Annotated in this window: 17 protein-coding genes and 1 pseudogene; 9 read left to right on the forward strand and 9 right to left on the reverse strand. The window is 74.1% G+C overall.

Going from position 1 to position 17,528, the window contains the following annotated elements:
* Positions 1–139: 139 nt before the first annotated feature.
* Positions 140–574, forward strand: coding sequence for a VOC family protein (locus tag QK440_RS18685; RefSeq protein ID WP_282794264.1), 435 nt, complete (start codon positions 140–142; stop codon positions 572–574).
* Positions 575–815: 241 nt separating this feature from the next.
* Here QK440_RS18685 and aac(3) read toward each other — a convergent pair whose 3' ends face one another.
* Positions 816–1,667 (reverse strand): aminoglycoside 3-N-acetyltransferase, encoded by an 852-nt coding sequence (gene aac(3), locus QK440_RS18690; protein ID WP_282794265.1) that lies wholly within the window; start codon positions 1,665–1,667, stop codon positions 816–818.
* Positions 1,668–1,778: 111 nt separating this feature from the next.
* Positions 1,779–2,252 carry a hypothetical protein gene (locus QK440_RS18695; RefSeq protein ID WP_282794266.1) on the reverse strand — a complete coding sequence of 158 codons (474 nt, stop codon included), beginning with the start codon at positions 2,250–2,252 and terminating at the stop codon, positions 1,779–1,781.
* Between QK440_RS18695 and QK440_RS18700 the strand changes: the two genes are divergently transcribed.
* The gene (locus tag QK440_RS18700; RefSeq protein ID WP_282794267.1) at positions 2,251–2,658 is read left to right on the forward strand and encodes a Clp protease N-terminal domain-containing protein; all 408 of its coding nucleotides are present in this window, start codon (positions 2,251–2,253) and stop codon (positions 2,656–2,658) included. The two genes, QK440_RS18695 and QK440_RS18700, sit on opposite strands and share 2 nt — an antisense overlap.
* Positions 2,655–3,257 carry an MOSC domain-containing protein gene (locus QK440_RS18705; RefSeq protein WP_282794268.1) on the forward strand — a complete coding sequence of 201 codons (603 nt, stop codon included), beginning with the start codon at positions 2,655–2,657 and terminating at the stop codon, positions 3,255–3,257. Before QK440_RS18700 ends, QK440_RS18705 begins: the two co-directional genes overlap by 4 nt.
* A gap of 332 nt (positions 3,258–3,589) precedes the next feature.
* Here the strand turns inward: QK440_RS18705 and QK440_RS18710 are convergent, their stop codons facing one another.
* A complete protein-coding gene (locus tag QK440_RS18710; protein WP_282794303.1) occupies positions 3,590–4,951 on the reverse strand; it encodes a glutamine synthetase family protein in 1,362 nt (453 codons plus the stop codon).
* 185 nt (positions 4,952–5,136) lie between these two features.
* Here QK440_RS18710 and QK440_RS18715 point away from each other — a divergent pair.
* A pseudogene (locus QK440_RS18715) lies at positions 5,137–5,571 on the forward strand (hemin transporter); the annotation flags it as partial.
* A 7-nt stretch (positions 5,572–5,578) separates the two neighbouring features.
* On the opposite strand, the gene QK440_RS18720 reads toward QK440_RS18715, so the two are convergent.
* Positions 5,579–6,091, reverse strand: coding sequence for an Rrf2 family transcriptional regulator (locus tag QK440_RS18720; protein ID WP_282794269.1), 513 nt, complete (start codon positions 6,089–6,091; stop codon positions 5,579–5,581).
* Positions 6,092–6,372: 281 nt separating this feature from the next.
* On the opposite strand from QK440_RS18720, the gene QK440_RS18725 reads away from it, so the two are divergent.
* Positions 6,373–7,047: a DUF3105 domain-containing protein gene (locus QK440_RS18725; RefSeq protein ID WP_190138736.1), complete on the forward strand. Its 675-nt coding sequence runs from the start codon at positions 6,373–6,375 to the stop codon at positions 7,045–7,047.
* Positions 7,048–7,180: 133 nt separating this feature from the next.
* The gene (locus QK440_RS18730; protein ID WP_282794270.1) at positions 7,181–7,822 is read left to right on the forward strand and encodes a DUF305 domain-containing protein; all 642 of its coding nucleotides are present in this window, start codon (positions 7,181–7,183) and stop codon (positions 7,820–7,822) included.
* A gap of 116 nt (positions 7,823–7,938) precedes the next feature.
* Here QK440_RS18730 and QK440_RS18735 read toward each other — a convergent pair whose 3' ends face one another.
* The 4 genes from QK440_RS18735 to QK440_RS18750 all read right to left on the reverse strand — a co-directional run bounded on the left by QK440_RS18735 (position 7,939) and on the right by QK440_RS18750 (position 11,574).
* Complete coding sequence (locus tag QK440_RS18735; protein WP_282794271.1) at positions 7,939–8,376, reverse strand: DUF5990 family protein; 438 nt, start codon at positions 8,374–8,376, stop codon at positions 7,939–7,941.
* A 61-nt stretch (positions 8,377–8,437) separates the two neighbouring features.
* Complete coding sequence (locus QK440_RS18740) at positions 8,438–9,229, reverse strand: alpha/beta hydrolase (protein ID WP_282794272.1); 792 nt, start codon at positions 9,227–9,229, stop codon at positions 8,438–8,440.
* Between the two features lie 7 nt (positions 9,230–9,236).
* The gene (locus tag QK440_RS18745; RefSeq protein WP_282794273.1) at positions 9,237–9,995 is read right to left on the reverse strand and encodes a DUF998 domain-containing protein; all 759 of its coding nucleotides are present in this window, start codon (positions 9,993–9,995) and stop codon (positions 9,237–9,239) included.
* A complete protein-coding gene (locus QK440_RS18750; protein ID WP_282794274.1) occupies positions 9,985–11,574 on the reverse strand; it encodes an APC family permease in 1,590 nt (529 codons plus the stop codon). The genes QK440_RS18745 and QK440_RS18750 overlap by 11 nt, the downstream gene beginning before the upstream one ends.
* 397 nt (positions 11,575–11,971) lie before the next feature.
* On the opposite strand from QK440_RS18750, the gene QK440_RS18755 reads away from it, so the two are divergent.
* From QK440_RS18755 to QK440_RS18765, 3 genes are all read left to right on the forward strand, one after another.
* On the forward strand, positions 11,972–12,214 hold the full coding sequence (locus tag QK440_RS18755; RefSeq protein ID WP_282794275.1) for a hypothetical protein: 243 nt from the start codon (positions 11,972–11,974) through the stop codon (positions 12,212–12,214).
* A gap of 126 nt (positions 12,215–12,340) precedes the next feature.
* Positions 12,341–14,110, forward strand: a complete 1,770-nt coding sequence (locus QK440_RS18760) for a multicopper oxidase family protein (protein WP_282794276.1) — start codon at positions 12,341–12,343, stop codon at positions 14,108–14,110.
* 177 nt (positions 14,111–14,287) lie between these two features.
* Positions 14,288–16,036 carry an NAD+ synthase gene (locus QK440_RS18765; RefSeq protein ID WP_282794277.1) on the forward strand — a complete coding sequence of 583 codons (1,749 nt, stop codon included), beginning with the start codon at positions 14,288–14,290 and terminating at the stop codon, positions 16,034–16,036.
* Between the two features lie 242 nt (positions 16,037–16,278).
* On the opposite strand, the gene QK440_RS18770 is transcribed toward QK440_RS18765, so the two are convergent.
* On the reverse strand, positions 16,279–17,496 hold the full coding sequence (locus tag QK440_RS18770; RefSeq protein WP_282794278.1) for an MFS transporter: 1,218 nt from the start codon (positions 17,494–17,496) through the stop codon (positions 16,279–16,281).
* Positions 17,497–17,528: the final 32 nt, after the last annotated feature.

Here is a 17,528-nt window from a genome sequence, read left to right on the forward strand (position 1 = left end):
GCATGGGACAGCACGCGCCGCCAAGAAGGATGTCCCGTGCACGCGGCGCGAATCCCCTCCCATTTCGAACAGACGTCCGTACGATGTGAGCGGGCCGGGCCGCATGGGCCCGTACCCGCACCGCGAGGAGGAGCAAGCCATGGAGTGGACGCTCGAGGTCGTGCTGTTGCCCGTGTCGGACCTGGACCGGGCCAAGGACTTCTACGAGAACAAGTGCGGCTTCAAGGCGGACATGGACGGCGAGGTCGCGCCCGGCGTGCGGGTCATCCAGATCACGCCGCCGGGGTCGCGCTGTTCGCTGGCGATGACGGAGGGCATGCCGCCCGCGCCGGGCCAGGGGCGGGCGGAACCCGGTTCGCTGCAGGGGCTCCAGCTCTGCGTGACCGACATCGAGGCCGCGCACGCGGAGCTGGCCGGCCGGGGCGTGGACATCACGCCCGTGCGGCACCTGGGCCCGGAGGGCTGGACGGAGGGCCGGAGCGAGGCCCCGTGGAGCTCGTTCTGCTTCTTCAAGGACCCGGACGGCAACGGCTGGGCGGTGCAGGAGGCTCCGGCGCCGCTGTCGGAGCGCTGAGGTCCGCCGGGCGGGCCGTGGCCGGGGCCGGGAGTCGGCGCCGGGGCCGGGCCGTGCTCGTGGCGGTCGGCGCCGGGGCCGGGGGCCGGGCCGCGCGTCGGCGCCAGGGCCGCGCTCGTGACGGCGGGCGGGAGGCCCGCGCGGGTGGCGGGCGAGCGGCGGGCCCGCACGGGGGCTGGGTGAGCGGCTGGGGTGGGCGGACAGGCCCGCCCAGGTGGCGCGGGCGGACGGGGTCACCCGGTCAGCCGCCCAGCTTCTCCTCCATCCAGGCCACGCCGAAGTCCACGACGTCGCGGGCCTCGAAGAGGTGGCACTCCGCCGCGCCGACCCGGCCCCGCAGCCCCTTGCCGGTGGCGAGCAAGTCCCGCGCGATGACCTCGAACGGCCAGACGTCCTCCGGCACCACGGAGGAGTAGTCGAAGGCGCCGTCCTCCGAGTCGATGTCGTGGAAGCGGCGCCAGACCCGCTCGCCGTTCTCCACGACGGGCTGTTCGTAGTCCACGAAGCGCTTGCCGGGGGCCTCGGCCAGGGCCTCGGCGTGGTGCAGCAGCGTGATCGAGTCGAGCGGCGCGCCGAGCAGCAGCACGCGGCCGCCCTTCTCGACGAGCCGCGCCAGCGGGCTGCCCGGGCCGTGCGGGTCGTCCCAGGGATGGTCGGCCATCAGCTCGTCGGCGGCGGCCCCGAGGGCCGCGAAACTGGCGTCGGGGTGGCGGCTGCGGACCGCGCCGGGCCAGCGGCGCAGGGCCTCCGGCAGCCGGCCGTTGTTGTGGTCGGCCTCGCTGAGGACCGGGTCGTACGCGGGGTGCTCCGCGCGCAGGGCGTCCTGCCACTCCTGGGGCCAGTCGGTGCTCCACTCGTACGGCGGCGCGTCGTTCCAGCCACAGGTGACCATGAGCGTGCCGCGCTCCCCCACGACGTCCAGCAGCGCGCCGATGACGGTGGCCGGTCCGCCCGCCACGTACCCGAGGGCGGACATCTGGGTGTGGAACATCGCGACGTCGCCCTCGGCGAGGCCGAGCTCCCGCAGCTCGCGGGCGAGCCGCCCGCGCGTCACCGGCCCTTCGCACCGCTTCAGCAACTCCATCTCGTCCATGCCCGCGACGCTAACCGATCAACGACCCTGCCCGGCAACCCATTTACGGCACGGCCCCGGCCGCCCCGCCCGCGGGCACGTCAGCGGCGACGCGGACAGCGCGACCACCCCTCAGCGGCCGGTCACGGCACCCAGGGGCTCGCCGACGACCCGGGCGGCGAGCCGTGCCGCCAGGACCTCGGCGTCCCGCGCGAGGACGGCTTCGGCGGCGGCGCGCTCCGCGGCGATGCGGGCGGTGCCCTCGGCCACGAGCGCGTCACGCTCGCGGGCGCCCTCGGCGCGCGCGGCCTGGATCGCGGCGACGCCCTCCTCCGCGGCGCGCTGGCGTATGCGGGCCGCTTCGTGGCGCCCCTCGGCCAGCACCGACTCGCACACCGCGCGCACCTCGTCCGCCTCGCGACGGATCGCGGCGGCCTCGCCCTCACGGCCCGATATGAGCCGCTCCCGGTCGGCCAGGACCCGGTTGATGCGGGGCAGCAGCACCCCGGCCACCATCCAGAAGGAGGCGGCGAACGTCACGAGGGCGACCATCAGGTCGGCGCCCCGCGGCTTGAGCGGACCGAGATCAAGGGCAAGCAGCTCCATGCCCCTGATCCTTCCCACCCGCCCCACCGCGCGAACACGCTTTCGAGACAGATCGTGTCCGAACCGCGCCCCCCAGGCCACGGAGCCCGCCGCCTGGGAAGCACACCAGCTGGCGTCGATCGGCATCGACGTGGCGGACATCCGGCGCCGGGCCGACGCCTCCTTCGGGCCCGGCGCCTTCCAGTTCCCCCGGCCCGTCTACACCCCCGAGGCCCGCAAGGCGCTGGAGAACACCCTGGGCGAGGCCCGTGCACTGGGCTGCGACAGGTTCGGCACCGCACACATCCTGCTCGGCCTGCTGACCGTGCCCGAGGGCCACGCCCTCCAGGTCCTGGCCGCTCTCGGGGTCGACCCCGCGGGCCTACGGGAGACGGCCCTGGACCGGGCCGCCCAGGAGGGCGCATGACAGCGGGAGGACGCCTGACAGCCGGAGGGCGCGCGACAGCGGGAGGGCGCGAGGCAGCGGGCCGGGTCACCGCGGTGAGCCGCAGCGCCTCGTACGCGTTCAGCAAGCCCAACCACGCGTCCATCACCCTGCTCGCCGGCCTGGGCGTGGAGGGCGACGTCCACGCGGGGGAGACGATCCGCCACCAGTTCCGCATGACCTACGAGCCGGGCCTACCCAACCTGCGCCAAGTCCACCTGATCCACGAAGAGCTCTTCGACGAACTCGCCCTGAAGGGGTTCGCGGTCTCCGCGGGCCGGCTGGGCGAGAACGTCACCACCCGCGGGGTGGACCTCCTGGGCCTGCCCACAGGGTCCCTGCTGCGCCTCAGGGCCGACGCGGTGGTCGAGGTGACCGGACTGCGCACCCCGTGCTCGAAGATCAACGACTTCCGGGCGGGTCTCCTGAACGAGATGTTCGCCGTGGACCCGCTCTCCGACGAGCTCACCCTCAAGTGCGGCGTCATGGCCGTGGTCCGCCGGACGGGCACCGTCCGGCCCGACGACACGGTGGAGGTGGAACTCCCCGCGCCCCCGCACCGCGCCCTGGAGCGCGTCTAGACCCGGCCCCGGACGACACGGAGACGGCCACAGCGGCCCGTCACGCGGCGGCCGGAACGGGCTCGGAGCCGTGCCGTCCCTCGGGTCTCCTCCGCCGTACCCGGACACCTACAGGTACAGGTTCCGTACCCGGTCACCTACAGATACAGGTTGTCCAGGAAGTTGCCGACGGCCTCCACGACGCGGTTTCTGCGGCGGTGCGCCCTGCTGCAGTAGCGCCGCCTCCGCCACCGTCCGCGCGGCTGCGGCACAGGCGCGTGACACCAGTCGCACGGCAGCGTGCGCTGCGTTCCCCCGTTCACGCCCACCACCCTAGGCAACGCCGCCCGCGGCTACAGCACCGGCAGATTCTTCCGCAGCTCGAAGGCCGTGACCTCGCTGCGGTACTCCTCCCACTCCTGCTTCTTGTTGCGCAGGAAGAAGTCGTAGACGTGCTCGCCGAGCGTCTCGGCGACGAGTTCCGAGCGCTCCATCAGGGAGATCGCCTCGCCCAGGTTCTGCGGCAGCGGTTCGATGCCGAGGGCGCGGCGTTCGGCGTCGCGGAGGGCCCAGACGTCGTCGTCGGCGCCGGGCGGGAGCTCGTAGCCCTCCTCGATGCCCTTCAGGCCGGCCGCGAGGAGGACGGCGTAGGCCAGGTAGGGGTTCGCGCCGGAGTCGAGGGAGCGGACCTCGACGCGGGCCGAACCGGTCTTGCCGGGCTTGTACATGGGCACGCGGATGAGCGCGGAGCGGTTGTTGTGGCCCCAGCAGATGTACGAGGGGGCCTCGCCGCCGGCGCCCGCGGTGCGCTCCGAGCCGCCCCAGATGCGCTTGTAGGAGTTGACCCACTGGTTGGTGACGGCGGAGATCTCGGCGGCGTGCCGCAGCAGGCCCGCGATGAAGGAGCGGCCGACCTTGGAGAGCTGGTACTCGGCGCCGGACTCGTAGAACGCGTTCCGGTCGCCCTCGAAGAGGGAGAGGTGCGTGTGCATGCCGGAGCCCGGGTGCTCGGAGAACGGCTTCGGCATGAACGTCGCCTGGACGCCCTGCTCCAGCGCCACCTGCTTCATGACCAGGCGGAAGGTCATGATGTTGTCGGCCGTGGAGAGCGCGTCCGCGTAGCGGAGGTCGATCTCCTGCTGGCCCGGCGCGCCCTCGTGGTGGCTGAACTCGACCGAGATGCCCATGGATTCGAGCATCGTGATGGCCTGGCGGCGGAAGTCCATGCCCACGTTCTGCGGGGTGTGGTCGAAGTAGCCGCTGTTGTCGGCGGGGGTCGGGCGTGAGCCGTCGGTGGGCTTCTCCTTGAGCAGGAAGAACTCGATCTCGGGGTGGGTGTAGAAGGTGAACCCGAGGTCGGAGGTCTTGGCCAGAGCGCGCTTGAGGACGTAGCGCGGGTCGGCGAACGACGGCGAGCCGTCGGGCATCAGGATGTCGCAGAACATCCGGGCGGTGCCGGGGGCCTCCGCGCGCCAGGGCAGGATCTGGAAGGTGCCCGGGTCCGGCTTGGCGATCATGTCGGACTCGTAGACGCGGGCGAAGCCCTCGATGGCGGAGCCGTCGAAGCCGATGCCCTCGTCGAAGGCCTGCTCCAGCTCGGCGGGGGCGACCGCGACCGACTTCAGGAAGCCGAGTACGTCCGTGAACCACAGGCGTACGAACCGGATGTCGCGCTCCTCCAGAGTGCGGAGCACGAACTCCTGCTGCTTGTCCATCTCGACTTCCACCCATCCTTGCTGGTCGGAACCGGCTGCCCCCGAGCCACGGGACGTCGCCCCGGCACATGAGCATCCCACCACACGGTTTCGTCCGCGTTGCGGCCGCTCCTTGCCCATACTGCACGGTCATCCGGACAGGGTGACAGCGGCGTCGGACCACTCCCTTAAAGTGACATTTGAGCGTCGCGCACAAACCCGCCTCCCTGGGAGTCGCGCCCCAGCAGTACGCGACGGTGCGCGAGCACCTCTTCGCGGCCGTCGCCGAGGTGCTCGGCGACGCCGTCACGCCCGAGGTGGCGGCGGCCGGGGACGAGGTGTACTGGCTGATGGCGAACGCCCTCGTCGCGATCGAGGCGCGCCTTTACGCCGAGCGGGGCATCGCGGCGGGCGCGGACGCCCTGCGCGCGTGGGAGGTGGTGGAGCGGGTCGAGGAGACGGCGGACGTCGCCACGTTCCGGCTGCGCCCCGCCGACGGCTCGCCCGCGCCCGCCTTCCGCGCGGGCCGGTACGTGTCCGTCCAGGTCGAGCCGGCGGACGGGGCCCGCCAGATACGGCAGTACAGCCTGACCGGGGCGCCCGCGGCGGACGTACGGCAGATCAGTGTGAAGCGGGTGCGCGAGGTCACTACGAGGTCTTCGGCCCCGACCTGTGGCTGGTGAGCCCGAGCAGCAGCGGCCCGGTCGGCGAGGCGACGATGTCGTCGACGGTCACGGGGTCGAGGGCGGCGTAGAACGTCTCCTGGGCGCGGCGCAGGGCGCCCCGCAGCCGGCACCCCGAGCTGAGCGGGCACGGCGTCGCTCCCTCGCAGTCCACGACGTCGCCCCGGCCCTCCAGCTCCCGCACCAGCGCGCTCACGGACGCCGTGCGCCCCGCCTCGGTGGGCGCGAGGCCGCCGCCCCGGCCGCGCCGGGCCTGCACCAGGCCGAGGCGCTGGAGGCGGGCGGCGACCTTCGCGGCGTGCGTGTAGGGCACCGCCATGTCACCGGCCACTTCGCGCGTGGTGGGCGCGGCCGCCGCGCCGCCGGCTCCCTTGGCCGCGGCCACCACGGCGAGACGCATGAGCATGCGCAGCACCAGGTCGGTGGAGTGCAGGAGCCGCGTGCCGCGCAGCGTAGGGAATGCGCCCGGGTCGTTCAAATTGGCGAGCGGCCCTGCCACCGGGGGGCGCGAGAGCTACGATCAACGCACTCGCAACGCCCGTGCACGCCTCGCACCGCCCCGGCACCACCCTCCGCGCACCGCCCTTCCGCACCGCCCCGGCACCACCGCCCGCGCACCGCCCCGGTGCCGGGCCCGCACCGCCCCGGCACCACCCGCAAGGCCCTCGCGCACCACCCCCGCACCGCCCCTGTGCACCACCCTCGCACCGCCCTCAGCTCGACCCATCCGATCCGTCCCTTTCCGCAGAAGGACACACCATGGGTTCCGCCAAGAAGACGAGCAGCGCCGAACGCAAGGCCCGAATAGCGGAGATGCGGCGCGCCGAAGCCGCCCGCGAGCGCCGTGCCCGCGCGCTCACCATCACCCTGAGCGCGGTCATCGTCGCGGCCGTCGGCATCGGCGGCTACTTCCTCGTGGCGTCCGCCGACGACGACTCCTCGGACTCCGGCAAGCCGGGCGACGCCAAGGCCGTGGCCGAGTTCACCCGGACCAAGGACGGCGAGAAGGTCTGGGACGCCAAGAAGCTGGGCCGCACGCACGTGGCCGGCAAGGTGAAGTACCCGGTGACGCCGCCGGTGGGCGGCAACCACCACCAGGTGTGGATGAACTGCAACGGCGACGTCTACAAGAAGGAGATCCCGAACGAGAACGCCGTGCACTCCCTGGAGCACGGCTCGGTCTGGGTCACCTACAACGACCAGGCGAAGCCCGCGGACCTGAAGAAGCTCGAGGCGAAGGTGAAGAAGACGCCGTACTCGCTGATGAGCCCGGTCAGGAACCAGAAGGAGCCGCTGCTGCTCACGGCGTGGGGCCACCAGCGGGCCGTGACGGGCGCCGACGACCCCAAGGTCAACTCCTTCTTCTCCACGTACGTGCAGGGCAAGCAGACCCCCGAGCCGGGTGCCGCCTGCACCAACGGCATGAGCCAGTGACGGCCCGTGGTGACGGCGGTGGGACGGCGGCGACAATGGCGGGGTGGGCGATGACGGGGCGGGCGATGACAGGGGCCGGGACCATGGCTTCGGCCGTGACTCCGGCCGCGACTCGGGCAGGGGTGGAGCGGGCGTGAGGCGTACCGACTGGCTGATCGGCGCCGTCGCGGGCGCGGTGCTCGCGGCGGGCGGCATCACGGCCGCCGTCGCGTCCACCGACGACTCCCCGGGCTCGGGCTCCGGCTCGGCGTCCGGGGGCGCGCCGTCGAGTTCCTCGGCCGACGCGGGGTTCGCGCGGGACATGTCCGTGCACCACCAGCAGGCCGTGGAGATGTCGTACGTCGTCCGCGACCGCACCGGGAACGAGGAGATCCGGCGGCTCGCGTACGACATCGCGCAGACCCAGGCCAACCAGCGCGGCATGATGCTCGGCTGGCTCGACCTGTGGGAGCTGCCGAAGGTGTCCGAGAAGCCGCCCATGACCTGGATGGGCATGAGCGAGGCCCCGTCCCCCGGCGAGGGCTCGCTGATGCCGGGCATGGCGACGAACGCGCAGATGAAGCGGCTCGGCGAGCTGAACGGCCGCGCGGCGGAGGTCTACTACCTGCGCCTGATGACCACCCACCACAAGGGCGGCATCCACATGGCCCAGGGCTGCGTGGAGCGCTGCGAGGTCGACGCCGAACGCCGCCTGGCCCAGGGCATGGTGGAGTCCCAGGAGTCGGAGGTCGCCCTGATGACGACGCTCCTGAAGAAGCGCGGCGCCAAGCCGTAGCCACCCGCCGCACGGCCCGTGGCCGAGGGCTGCCGCCGGGGCTGACGCTTCGGCTGCGCTGCGGCTGACGCTGTGGCTGGTGCGGCGTCCGGCGTGCCCTGCCGCCCTCGCCCCTCTCATCCCGCCCGCCAGGTCACGCGCGGCGGGCGGACCGCCGCGCACAGGGGCAGGCCCGCCTCGTCCGTGAGGGTGAGTTCGGCGGTGGCCGAGCCGGTGGTGAGCGCCTCGGGGGGTATGTCGGCGAAGTACAGCTTGGCGCGGCGGAACATCGTGAACCGGCCTCCGGGCGGCAGTTCGCCCCAGGTCAGGTAGAAGAACCGCGCGCCCCGCCTGCCCTGCGCGTACGGGCCCTTGAAGTCCTGCGTGCCGTCCGGCGCGGGGGCGAGGTCGACCTCGAACTCCCAGACCGCCTCGGCCGCGTCCGCGCGCACCGGGGCATCGGGCTCCGCGCCGCGCTGGACCGCCACGTGCACGTCCCGGTACTCCTCGCACGCCGCCCCGGGCAGCTCCCGCCCGACCACGCGCACCGTCAGCTTCCGCGTCTCCTGCGTCATGCCCTCCATGGCACCACGAGGGTCTGACAACGCCCGCCCCGCCGCGGACGAGCGCCCCCGCCTACCGCGCCCGGCGCACCGCGTCGGCCACCGCGCGCGGCCGGTCCCGCATCAGCAGGTGCCCGGCGGGCCAGAGCCCCCGGAAGTCGGCGCCCAGGGCCCGTGCCAGCGCCCGCTGGCGGGACATCCAGGGGCCCGTGCCCGTGGAGTCCGCCGCGAGCACGGTCACCGGCGCCCCGCCCGGCAGAGGGGCCCGCCGCCGCAGCAGGGCGAGTTCGCGCGCCACGTCGCCGTACGTCGCGTACTCGACGAGCGCCGCCCGCCACACCCGGCTCGTCCCGTAGACCTCACGCAGCGCACGCGGCACAGCGCCGCCGCGCAGCAGCGGACCGAGGGCGTGCGGCACCCCGGCCGCCCCGAGGAGCGCCCCGCACGCCCGCGCGCCCGCCACCCGCACGCCCCGCCCGGGCAGGGCCCGGGGCCGCTCCTCCACGCTGGAGTCGACGAGCACGAGCCCCGCCGTCCGCCGCGGGTGGAGGCGCGCGAAGGCCTCCGCGTGGAACCCCGCCAAGGAGTGCCCCACCACCGTCGCGGCCCGGCCGCCCAGGCCGGCCGCGTCCAGGACCCGCCCGATCCGCGCCGCCTCCCCCGCCGCCGTCGGCACCCCGCGTGCGGGCCCGCTGCGGCCGAGGCCGGGGCGGTCGAAGCGGACGACGGTGCGCGTGGCGGCGAGCAGGTCCACCACCGGGTCCCACTCGAACCAGGCGAGCCCGAGCCCCGCGCTGAGCACGCACACCGGCCCGGTGCCGGTCACCTGGACGTGGTGCGGCACTCCGTCGATCCGTACGAACACGCCCCGCTCACCCCCTCCGTCCCTCACGACCGCCCCGCCGTACGTGCCACGCCAGGACCACCAGCCACACGGCGATCGCGAGCACCTGGAGGCGCTGGCCGACCCCCAGGCCCCAGGTGCCGTGCCCGGCGTCGAAGGCGAGGACGGCCGCCACGGTCCACGCGGAGGCGGCGACCTCGACGGCCACGAGCACCGCCAGTGTCCCGCGCAGCCGGGCCCCGCCCTCCCCGGCGCGGCGTACGGCGGCCGTGAGCAGCACCATCCCCGCCAGCGCCCCGGCCACGGCCACGCTGCTGCTGACCGCGTGGGCGGCGTGCGTGGCGGGGACGAGCCCGGCCCGCTCGCGCGCCGCGCACGCCGCGTCGACGGTGGGCGCGCAGCTCAGCGGCAGCCACGCGTCGGCCGCGGTGGCCGCGCCGAAGACGGCGGTACCGGCCCAGCCGAGGCCGGACAGGGCGCGGGCGCGCGGCACGGCACCACCGGCGCGCAGCCGCACCAGCCCGCCCACGGCCCCCGCGCCCACCAGCAGCCCCGCCGCGCAGTCCACCGCCCGGAAGAAGGCACCGTACGGCTGGTCCCGCGCGGCGAGCTCGCTCACGTACGACCGCAGCGGCGACAGCCCGGTCGGCAGGACGGCCTCCAGGGTCCAGGAGGTGTAGGCGGCGGCCCCGAGGACCAGCAGCGCGGCGACGGTGGCGCGGACGGCCCGCGGCGCCGCGGCGGCGGGCGGCGCGGGGGGCGTCCGCGGACGGGCGCTAGTGGGCATGCGACCCCTGGTGGTCCGGGTGCACCCATTCCGGTTTGCGGAACTTGAGGAAGGCGAACGGTGCCGCCACCCCGAGCGCGAGCAGCCCGCCGCCGACGATCAGCAGGTAGCGCCAGAGCGGCGCGTCGCCGAACTGGTCCGGCGGTACGAAGCCGATCGCGAGCGCGCACGCCGAGGCGGCGAAGCCGACGCCGGCCACGAGCGTGACGGCGGGCACGACGAAGCCGCGCGGCACGTCCGGCCGGGTCCGGCGCAGCCGCACCACGGCCACGAACATCAGCAGGTAGGCGATGAGGTAGATCTGCACGGTGATCACGGAGAACATCCAGTACGCGCTGGACACGTCGTCACTGAACGCGTACAGGACACCGATCAGGGTGGTGACCACGCCCTGCGCGACCATGATGTTCAGCGGCACGCCGTGCCGGTTGAAGCGCTGCAGGAACGGCGGCAGATAGCCCTCCTGGCGGGCCAGCGTCACCAGGCCCTTGGCGGGGCCCGCGAGCCAGGTGAGCATGCCGCCGAGCGCGGCCAGGACGAGCATGATCCCGACGACCTTCGTCAGCCAGCCGACGTGGAAGCGGTCGAAGAACGCCTGGAAGGCCTGCATCAGCCCGGCGGTGAGGCTGAGCTGCTCGGACGGCATCACCCAGCTGATGGCGAGCGCCGGAAGGATGAAGATCAGCAGCACCAGGCCGGTGGCCAGGAAGATCGAGCGCGGGTACTCCGCGCGCGGGTGCCGCAGCGCCGACACGTGGACGCCGTTCATCTCCATGCCGGCGTAGCTCAGGAAGTTGTTGACGATGAGCACGAGGCTCGCGAGGCCGGTCCACGGCGGCAGCCAGTGGTCGGTGGACATGGGCGCGGCGGACTCGTTGCCCTGGCCCAGGAAGACGATGCCGAGCGCGATCAGCACGACCCCGGGGACGAGGGTGCCGATCACCAGCCCCAGGGAGGAGAGCCCCGCGACGGTCTTGGTGCCGCGCGAGGTGATCCACACGCCGGTCCAGTAGATGACGACGATGACGATCGCCACGTAGACGCCGTCCTCGGCGAGGCTCGGGTGGACGACGTACGCGAACGTCGAGGCCACGTACGCGAGCAGGCTCGGGTAGTACGCGATGGTCATCGCGAACTGGCACCACACCGCGACGAACCCGAGCGGCTTGCCGAGCGCCTCGCTGACCCACCGGTAGATGCCGCCCCGCCAGCCGGAGGCCAGCTCCGCCCCCACCAGGGCGGTGGGCAGCAGGAACACCACGGCGGGCAGGAGGTAGAGGAAGACCGCCGCGAGGCCGTAGATGGCCATGGTGGGCGAGGGCCGCAGGCTGGCCACCGAGGCCGTGGTCATCAGGGCGAGCGTCACCCAGGAGATGAACTGCCGCTTGGTCCCGGCGTCGTCGCCGAACTCCGCGGCCTCGTCGCCCCGGTCCTCCGCGGCCGTCCCGGGCACCGCGGCCGTCCCGGGAGCCGCGGATGCTCCGGGCACGGCGGACGCTCCGGCCGCCGCGCCCGTCGCGGCCTCCCCGGCCGCCGTCGTGTCGCCCGCGCTCTGTCCGGGCTTGTCCGTACTCGTCATGCGTTCATGATCAATGTTCCGCGCGCACCCCGCACATCGCCCGATACCGGGGAGGGGTAGTCTCCGGCCCATGCGTCCCGACCGGCAGCCAACAACCGCGAGCGGATTCCTGCTCGTTGTCGCGCTGCTGTGCGGCATCGTGACGATGCACACGTTGGGCCATCCCCGGGAGCACGGGGCGGGGCCCTCGGGGTCCGGTGGCCCGGCGGCCGCCGCGAGCCACGCTGTCACGGGAGCCTCGGCCGTTGGCCCAGGGGCCCGCGTCGCGGGCTCGGGGCACCACGCGCGCGTGGCGGCCGTTACCGGGGCCGACGCCGGGCACAGGGCTGATGCCGTTCCCGGGGCCGATGCCGCATACAGGGCTGATGACGCACACAGGGTGCGGTGGTCCGGGTCCGTGGGGACCGCTCCGCGGGTGGACGCGCCCGGGGCCGCGTCGCACGGCACCGGCATGGACCCGCTGTCCGTGTGCCTGGCCGTCCTGGGCGGTGCCCTCGTGCTCGCGCTCGTGGGCGCGGTGGTGGCACGGGCCCCGGCCGCCGTGGCGGTCCGCCTCCCCGCCGGGCTGCGGTGCGCGCCCCGGCCCGACCCGCCCCCGCCCCGCGCGCTCCTCGCCCGTCTCTCCGTGCTGCGGATCTAGGCCGCCGTACCGGCTGCTCCGCGCTGCCCGCGCCGGGGGGAACCTCCGGCGGCCGAGCGGTGTACCAGAAGCAGCGGACGCGACCTTCTGCACGCATCACTTCAGTACGGACGAGGTGTTCCCGTCATGCACGACCGCACCACCCGCACCACCCCCACTCAGCGCACCCCGCGCACTCAGCGCACCCCGCGCGCCTCGCGACGCGCCCTGCTCGGCGCCGCCCTCGCCGCCGCCGGGACCGGGCTCGTCACCGCCTGCTCCGGCGACGGCCCGCACAACGGCCACGGCGGCGGGGCCGGACCGTCGGCCGGTACGGAGGGCTATGTGTCGCCCACCGGCCGCGAGGTGGCCGCCGCGGAGGAGAAGCGCCCCGGCGGCGGCCGGCTCCGCGAGCTGAAGCTCATGGCGATGCCCGCGACGCTCGACCTCGGTGGCCGTACGGTCAGGACCTGGGCGTACGGGGACGCGCTGCCCGGCAAGGAGGTCCGTGTGACGGCGGGCGACACCCTGTCGCTCACCCTCGCCAACCACCTCCCCCAGGCCACGAGCCTGCACTGGCACGGCCTTGCGCTGCGCAACGACATGGACGGCGTCCCCGGGCTCACGCAGCGCGCGATCGCGCCGGGCGCCGACTTCACGTACCGCTTCAAGGTCCCGCACCCCGGGACGTACTGGTTCCATCCGCACTCCGGCACCCAGCAGGACCGCGGCCTGTACGCGCCGCTGATCGTCGACGACCCCCGGGAGCCGCTGGCGTACGACAAGGAGTGGGTGGTCGTCCTGGACGACTGGGTCGACGGCGTCGACGGCTCCACCCCCGACGCCGTCCTCGCCGAGCTGCGCCGCGGCATGGACCACGGCGGCGGCTCCGGCGGCATGGACCACGGCGGGGGCACGGACCACAGCGGCGGCTCGGAGAACTCCGGAAACTCCGGGAACTCCGGCGGCACCGGTGGCTCCGGTGGCTCCGGGCACGAAGGGCACATGTCCCGTACCGCCGTGACCGGCGGGCGGCGCTCCCCCGGGGCCGCTTCCGGGCCCGGGCCGGACCCCGCGGGCCCCTCCCGCATGCTCATGGGAGCCACCAGCGACATCCTCGGCCGGGACGCGGGCGACGTGGCGTACCCGTACTACTTGATCAACGGTCGCACCCCGGCGGACCCGTCGACGTTCCGCGCGCGCCCCGGCGACCGCATCCGGCTGCGGCTGATCAACGCGGGCGGGGACACGGCCTTCCGCGTGGCGCTCGGCGGCCACGAGCTGACGGTCACGCACACCGACGGCTTCCCGGTGCGGCACCGGAAGGCCGACGCCCTGCTCATCGGGATGGGCGAACGGTACGACGTCCTGGTCACCGCCAAGGACGGCGTCTTCCCGCTGACCGCGGTGGCCGAGGGCAAGAAGGCGGCGGCCCGCGCGCTGCTGCGCACGGGCGGCGGCTCCGCGCCGTCCCCGTCCGCGCGCCCCGAGGAGCTCCGGGGACGCGTCCTCCTCGCCGACCGGCTCACGGCGGACGACTCCGTGGCGCTGGAGGCCGGAGAGGTGGACCGTACGGTGAGGATCCGGCTGACGGGCGGCATGGCGAGGTACGACTGGGCCTTCGACGGCGAGCCGTACGACCACGGCCGGCGCCACCCGGTGCGCGCGGGCGAGCGCGTGCGCCTGGAGTTCACCAACGCCACCTCGATGTGGCACCCGCTGCACCTGCACGGCCACACCTTCGCCGTGGCGAGCGCCTCCGGCCGCCCCCGCAAGGACACCGCGGTCGTCCTGCCGAACGGCCGCCTGGCGGTGGACTTCACGGCGGACAACCCGGGCCTGTGGATGATCCACTGCCACAACGTGTACCACGCGGAGGCGGGGATGATGACGGTGCTCGGCTACCGCAGCTCATGACCCCCTCATGACCGCTCCTGAACACTCCTGATCGCCCCTGACTGCTCCTGGCTGCTCCCGAGCTGGGGGGCCGCCCCGGCGCGCCGCGCTTCCGGACGGGTCCTGACGGCCTCGTCCGGGGGCGCGGAACCGCCTCTTCCAGGGGTATCGCGTCGAGGTGACGATTAGACTGGCTCCGTGCCTCAGCTACGCGTTGCCCTGAATCAGATCGACTCGACCGTCGGTGACCTCGACAAGAACGCCGACGCGGTACTCCGCTGGGCCCGGCACTCGGCCGAGCAGGGCGCGCACCTCGCCGCGTTCCCGGAGATGGCGCTGACCGGCTACCCGGTGGAGGACCTGGCCCTGCGCTCCTCCTTCGTGGAGGCCTCCCGCCGGGCCCTGCGCGCCCTCGCCGCCCGGCTGCGCGACGAGGGCCTCGGTGAACTGCCCGTCGTCGTCGGCTATCTGGACCGCTGCGACGAGGCCGCGCCGCGCTACGGCCAGCCCGCCGGGGCGCCGCGCAACGCGGCGGCCGTCCTGCACCGCGGCGAGGTGGCGCTCACGTACTCCAAGCACCACCTGCCCAACTACGGCGTCTTCGACGAGTTCCGCTACTTCGTGCCGGGCGAGACGCTGCCGGTCGTCCGCGTGCACGGCGTGGACGTGGCGCTCGCGATCTGCGAGGACCTGTGGCAGGACGGCGGCCGCGTCCCGGCCACCCGCACGGCCGGGGCCGGACTGCTGCTGTCCGTCAACGCCTCACCGTACGAGCAGCACAAGGACGACCTGCGCCTCGAACTGGTCCGCAAGCGGGCGCAGGAGGCCGGCTGCACCACCGCGTACCTCGCCATGACGGGCGGTCAGGACGAGCTGGTCTTCGACGGCGACTCCATCGTCGTCGACAGGGACGGCGACGTCATCGCGCGGGCCCCGCAGTTCACCGAGGGCTGCATGGTGCTCGACCTGGACCTGCCCGCGGCCGCCGCCGAGCCGCCGTCGGGCGTCCTGGACGACGGGCTGCGCGTCGAACACGTCACGCTGTCCGCCGAGCCGCTGCCGCCCTACGAGGCGGAGCACACCGGCTCGTACGCGGAGCGCCTCGACGACGACGAGGAGGTCTACTCCGCGCTCGTGGTGGGCCTGCGCGCCTACGTGACGAAGAACGGCTTCCGCTCCGTGCTCGTCGGCCTCTCCGGAGGCATCGACTCCGCGCTCACCGCGGCGCTGGCCTGCGACGCGCTCGGCGCGGAGAACGTGTACGGGGTCGCGATGCCGTCCCGCTACTCCTCCGGGCACTCGGTCACCGACGCGGAGGAGCTCGCGCGGCGCACCGGGCTCCACTTCCGCACGGTGCCGATCGTCCCGATGTTCGACGCGTACATGAAGTCCCTGGAGCTCACAGGGCTCGCGGAGGAGAACCTCCAGTCGCGGCTGCGCGGCACGCTGCTGATGGCCCTCTCCAACCAGGAGGGGCACATCGTGCTCGCGCCGGGCAACAAGTCGGAGCTGGCGGTGGGGTACTCGACGCTGTACGGCGACTCGGTGGGCGCGTACGGGCCCATCAAGGACGTCTACAAGACCGCCGTCTTCCGCCTGGCGAAGTGGCGCAACCGGGCCGCCGCCGAGCGCGGTGAGACCCCGCCGATCCCCGAGAACTCCCTCAGCAAGCCGCCGAGCGCGGAGCTGCGGCCGGACCAGGTCGACACGGACTCGCTGCCGGACTACGCCGTCCTCGACGCGATCCTGGAACGGTACGTGGACCGGGACCAGGGCGCGGAGGCGGTCGCCGCGGCGGGCTTCGACGCGGGGCTCGTGGCCGAGGTGCTGCGGATGGTGGACACCGCGGAGTACAAGCGGCGGCAGTATCCGCCGGGGACCAAGATCTCGGCCAAGGGGTTCGGGAAGGACCGGCGGCTGCCGATCACCAATGCCTGGCACGAGTAGCCTCCGGCGGGGTGGGGCTTTCCCACCCGCCCACCCGTGCGGCCCGGCTGCGCCAGGCGGGGCCTGAAACGCGGCCCTCGGCCATGCACCGGGCCCCCTGCCGCGAGGCGAGCTTTCCCACCCGCCCACCCGTGCGGGCCTGGCTGCGCCAGTGCGGGCTTCACGCGGAGCGGTCCAACCGGGCGGGGGCGGTGGGCGGGACCGGGCCGGGAGGCCGGTGCCTGGTCGGTGGGCCCCAGGGGTCAGCCCCGGTGGGAGACCGGGCGGGGAGGTACCGCCCCGGTGACGACCCGGGCCGGGGCCGTCGCAGGGGTGCGGCGGCGGTCGACCGCGTAGGCCACCGCCGCCACGCCGAGGCCGAGGACCGCGAGCGCCGCCCCGGCCACCGCCGGCGAGGTGACGCCGAGGCCCGCAGCGAGGGCGAGCCCCCCGATCCACGCGCCCCCGGCGTTGGCGAGGTTGAACGCCGCCTGGTTGGCGGAGGAGGCCAGGGACGGCGCCGCCGCGGCCTTCTCCATGACCATGAGCTGCAACGGCGACCCCGTCGTGAACGCGGCCATCCCGAGCAGCGCCACGCCCACCGCCGCACTCCACTCCGCCTTCATGAGCAGCGGGAAGAGGGCGAGGACGAGGACCAGCGCCCCCAGGCCGCCGAAGAGCGTGCCGCGCAGGGAGTGGTCGGCGAGCCGCCCGCCCAGCAGGTTCCCCACCGTGGCGCCGACGCCGAAGAGCGCCAGCAGCAGCGTCACACTGGCCTCCGCGAACCCGGCGGCGTCGGTGAGCATCGGCGTGACGTAGCTGTACGCGGCGAAGAGCGCCCCGAAGCCCGCGACGGTCGTACCGAGGGCGAGCCACACGGGCAGCGAGCCGAGGGCCCGCATCTCGCCGCGCAGGCCGACGGCGTCCCCGTGGCCGTGGTCGGCCGGGACGAGCAGCGCGAGCGCGGCGATGGCGGCGAGGCCGATCGCGCTCACGGCGAGGAACGTGGCGCGCCACCCGAGCTGCTGCCCCATGAGCGTGGCGACGGGCACGCCGACGATGTTGGCGACGGTGAGCCCGAGGAACATCAGGGACACCGACCGGGCCTTGCGCTCGGGCGCGACGAGCCCGGTGGCGACGACCGCGCCGACGCCGAAGAACGCCCCGTGCGGCAGGCCGCTGAGGAAGCGGGCCGCGGCGAGCAGGTGATAGTCGGGCGCGGCGGCGGACAGCGCGTTGCCGACGACGAAGAGGACCATGAGGCCGATCAGCACCCGGCGCCGTGGCAGGCGCGCGGTGAGGCCGGCGAGCAGCGGGGCGCCGATGACGACGCCGAGCGCGTACGCGGAGACCAGGTGTCCCGCCGTCGGGATGGATATGTGCAGGTCGTCCGCGACGTTGGGCAGCAGGCCCATCATCACGAACTCGGTCGTGCCGATGCCGAAGGCGCCCACGGCGAGGGCGAGCAGGGCCAGGGGCATGGAGACGTACTACCTTCCGGAACGCCCTCGAA

It is taken from the genome of Streptomyces sp. CC224B (genome assembly GCF_030010595.1).
Taxonomy (GTDB): Bacteria; Actinomycetota; Actinomycetes; order Streptomycetales; family Streptomycetaceae; genus Streptomyces; species Streptomyces longispororuber.